Genomic DNA, 3,405 nt, shown 5'->3' with positions numbered 1-3,405 from the left:
GACACCGCGCGACGGCGCGAGCACGATGCCGCCCGCGACGCGCCAGCCAGCGACGACCGTCTTCATCTGGCGCGTCTGCTCCTCGAGCGACGCGGCCGCGGCGGCCGCCTGCTCGACGAGCGCCGCGTTCTGCTGCGTGACCGAATCCATCTGGCCGACCGCGCGGTTGACCTGCTCGATGCCGGTCGACTGCTCGTCCGACGCGGCGCTGATCTCGCCCATGATGTCGGTCACGCGGCGCACGGCCTGCACGATCTCGTCCATCGTCGAACCGGCGCGCGACACGAGCGCCGACCCGCTTTCGACCTTCTCGGCCGAATCGCCGATCAGCTGCTTGATTTCCTTCGCGGCGCTCGCGCTGCGCTGCGCGAGCGAGCGCACCTCGCCCGCGACCACCGCGAAGCCGCGGCCCTGTTCGCCCGCGCGCGCGGCTTCGACCGCCGCGTTCAGCGCGAGGATGTTGGTCTGGAACGCGATGCCTTCGATCGTGCCGATGATGTCGACGACCTTGCCCGAGCTCGCCGCGATGTCCTGCATCGTCGACACGACCTGGCCGACCACGTCGCCGCCCTGCGTCGCGATGTCGGACGCGTTCACCGCGAGCTGGCTGGCCTGCCGCGCGTTCTCCGCGTTCTGGCGCACGGTGCCCGTCAGCTGCTCCATGCTCGACGCGGTTTCCTGCAGCGACGCGGCCTGCTCCTCGGTACGCTGCGACAGGTCGGTGTTGCCGGTCGAGATCTCGCGCGCGCCGACGTCGATCGACTCGGTGCCGCGATGCACGGCTTGCACCATCGTCGTGACGGCGTCCTGCATCCGCTTGATGCCGCCGAACAGGCGGCCGATCTCGTTGGTGCTGAACACGTTCACCGGCTCGGTGAGGTCGCCGCCGGCGATGCGCTCGAAGTGCGCGATCGCGTCCTCGAGCGGCTGCACGATCAGCCCGCGCAGCGCGAAGCGGATCGCGATCACGACGACGAACGCGATCGCGATGCCGGCCGCGATCAGCCCGATCATCAGCGAGATCTGCGATTGCGTCGCGGCCTGGCGATCTTCCGCGCGCTTCTGCAGCGACGCGACCACGGCCGCTGCCGCCTGGTCGTACGCGACGAACATCGGGCTGATCTTGGTATCGGCGACCGCGTGGTACGCGGCCATGTCGCCCGCGCGCGCGGCCGCGAATTCGGGCTCGACGCCTTCCTTCACGATCGTCGCATAGCGTGCGGCGAGTTCGTCGACGAGCGCCTGCTCGACGCCGAGCTTCGGCGTGGCCTGGAACGCCTGCCAGTTCTGGTTCGACTTCGCGTACAGCTCCTGCGCGCGGTCGAGCACCTTGGCCGCGTCGGCCGTGTTGCCGGTTTCGGTCAGGGTGCGGAAGCGGTCGAGCGCCACGCGCGCGCGCAGCAACTGCGCCGACGTGTCGTCGAGCGCATGGATCGCCGGCAGGTCGACGTGCGCGATCTCGTCGAGCGAGCGGCTCGCTTGATTCAGCGCGTACAGGCCGAGCCCGCCGACGGCTGCGGCCAGCGCCACGAGGATGAGTCCGACCGCCGTGAGCGTCGTGCGGATCGACCAGTTATGCAACATTGCAGATTCTCCCGAAATTCCTGCGCGCGCGGCGCGCTTACCCGCCGAGCGTCTCGATCAGCGCCATTTCACGGCTCGACATCAGCTTCTCGATGTCCATCAGGATCAGCATCCGGCCGTCGACCGTGCCGAGGCCCGTCAGGTACTCGGTCGTCAGCGTCGCGCCGAATTCCGGCGCCGGCATGATCTGGTCGGTCTGCAGCGTCAGCACGTCCGACACGCCGTCGACCACCATCCCGACCACGCGATGCGCGACGTTCAGGATGATCACGACCGTCTGGTGGTCGTACTCGACGCGGCCGAGATGGAACTTGATCCGCATGTCGACGATCGGCACGATGATCCCGCGCAGGTTGATCACGCCCTTGATGAAATCCGGCGCGTTCGCGATGCGCGTGACGCTGTCGTAGCCGCGGATTTCCTGCACCTTCAGGATGTCGATCCCGTATTCCTCGTCGCCGAGCGTGAACACCAGGAATTCCTGGCCCGTCGCGTCGCCTTGTTCCGCGTCGCGGCGGCTCGTTGCCGCGTTCGCCGCGGCCGGATTGATCATTTGGACTTCAGCAGACACGTTTGCCCCCAATCGGTTGAATGGCGAGAGACATCAGAACATCGCGAGCTCGGCGCCGGCACGGGCGCCGTGCGTCGCACGGGTTTCGCGGTTCAGCGCCGCGACGTCGACGATCAGCGCGACGCTGCCGTCGCCGAGGATGGTCGCCGCCGAGATGCCGTGCACCTTGCGGTAGTTGGTTTCGAGGTTCTTCACGACCACCTGCTGCTGGCCGACCAGTTCGTCGATCAGCATCGCGAAGCGGCGCCCCTCGGTTTCCATGATCGTGACGATCCCCTGCGTCGGGTCGGTGCGCGCGTCATCGACCGAGAACACCTCGTGCAGCGCGACGAGCGGCAGGTATTCGCCGCGCACACGCACCACGCGCTCGCCGTTGCCGACCGTGTAGATGTCGTCGTTCGACGGCTGCAGCGACTCCATCACGAAGTTCAGCGGCAGGATGAAGATCTCGTTGCCGACCTTCACCGACATCCCGTCGAGGATCGCGAGCGTGAGCGGCAGCACGATCCGCGTGGTCGTGCCGCGGCCGGCCTGCGACGTGATCTCGACGTGGCCGCCCATCGACTGGATGTTGCGCTTCACGACGTCCATCCCGACGCCGCGGCCCGACACGTCGGTCACCGTCTCGGCGGTCGAGAAGCCCGGCGCGAAGATCAATTGCCAGACTTCGTCGTCGCTGATGTTGTCGGACACCTGCATGCCCTGTTTCGCGGCCTTCGCGAGAATGCGTTCGCGGTTCAGGCCCGCGCCGTCGTCGCTCACCTCGATCACGATGTTGCCGCCGTGATGCGCGGCCGACAGCACGAGCTGGCCGACCGCGTCCTTGCCAGCGGCGACGCGCTTGTCGACCGTCTCGATCCCGTGGTCGAGGCTGTTGCGCACGAGGTGGGTGAGCGGATCGATGATCCGTTCGATCAGGCTCTTGTCGAGCTCGGTCGCCTGGCCGAACGTGACAAGCTCGACCTGCTTGCCGAGCTTGCCGGCGAGGTCGCGCACGAGCCGCGGGAAGCGGCTGAACACGTAGTCCATCGGCATCATCCGGATCGACATCACCGCTTCCTGCAGGTCGCGCGCGTTGCGCTCGAGCTGCGCCATCCCGTTGAACAGGCGGTCGTGCAGCGCCGGATCGAACGCGCTCGCGGTTTCCGCGAGCATCGCCTGCGTGATCACGAGTTCGCCGACGAGGTTGATCAGCTGGTCGACCTTCTCGACGCCGACGCGGATCGAGCTGCCTTCGGCGCCCGATGCGG

General features: G+C 67.7%; 3 protein-coding genes. All 3 read right to left on the bottom strand.

The annotated features are described in order from the left end of the window. On the bottom strand, positions 1–1,584 hold a 1,584-nt coding region (locus ABY44_RS08470), incomplete at its 3' end, for a methyl-accepting chemotaxis protein (RefSeq protein WP_431641108.1). A 37-nt stretch (positions 1,585–1,621) separates the two neighbouring features. Beyond that, positions 1,622–2,137: a chemotaxis protein CheW gene (cheW, locus tag ABY44_RS08465; protein WP_021164320.1), complete on the bottom strand. Its 516-nt coding sequence runs from the start codon at positions 2,135–2,137 to the stop codon at positions 1,622–1,624. Between the two features lie 51 nt (positions 2,138–2,188). Then, positions 2,189–3,405, bottom strand: a 1,217-nt coding sequence (locus ABY44_RS08460; protein WP_431641107.1) for a chemotaxis protein CheW, incomplete at its 5' end; no start/stop codon positions are given.

Origin of the sequence: Burkholderia sp. ZZQ-2 (genome assembly GCF_050768715.1) — a bacterium.
Taxonomy (GTDB): domain Bacteria; phylum Pseudomonadota; class Gammaproteobacteria; order Burkholderiales; family Burkholderiaceae; genus Burkholderia; species Burkholderia cepacia.
Note: the sequence above shows the minus strand (reverse complement) of the source record. Positions and strands in the feature narration are given on the sequence as shown.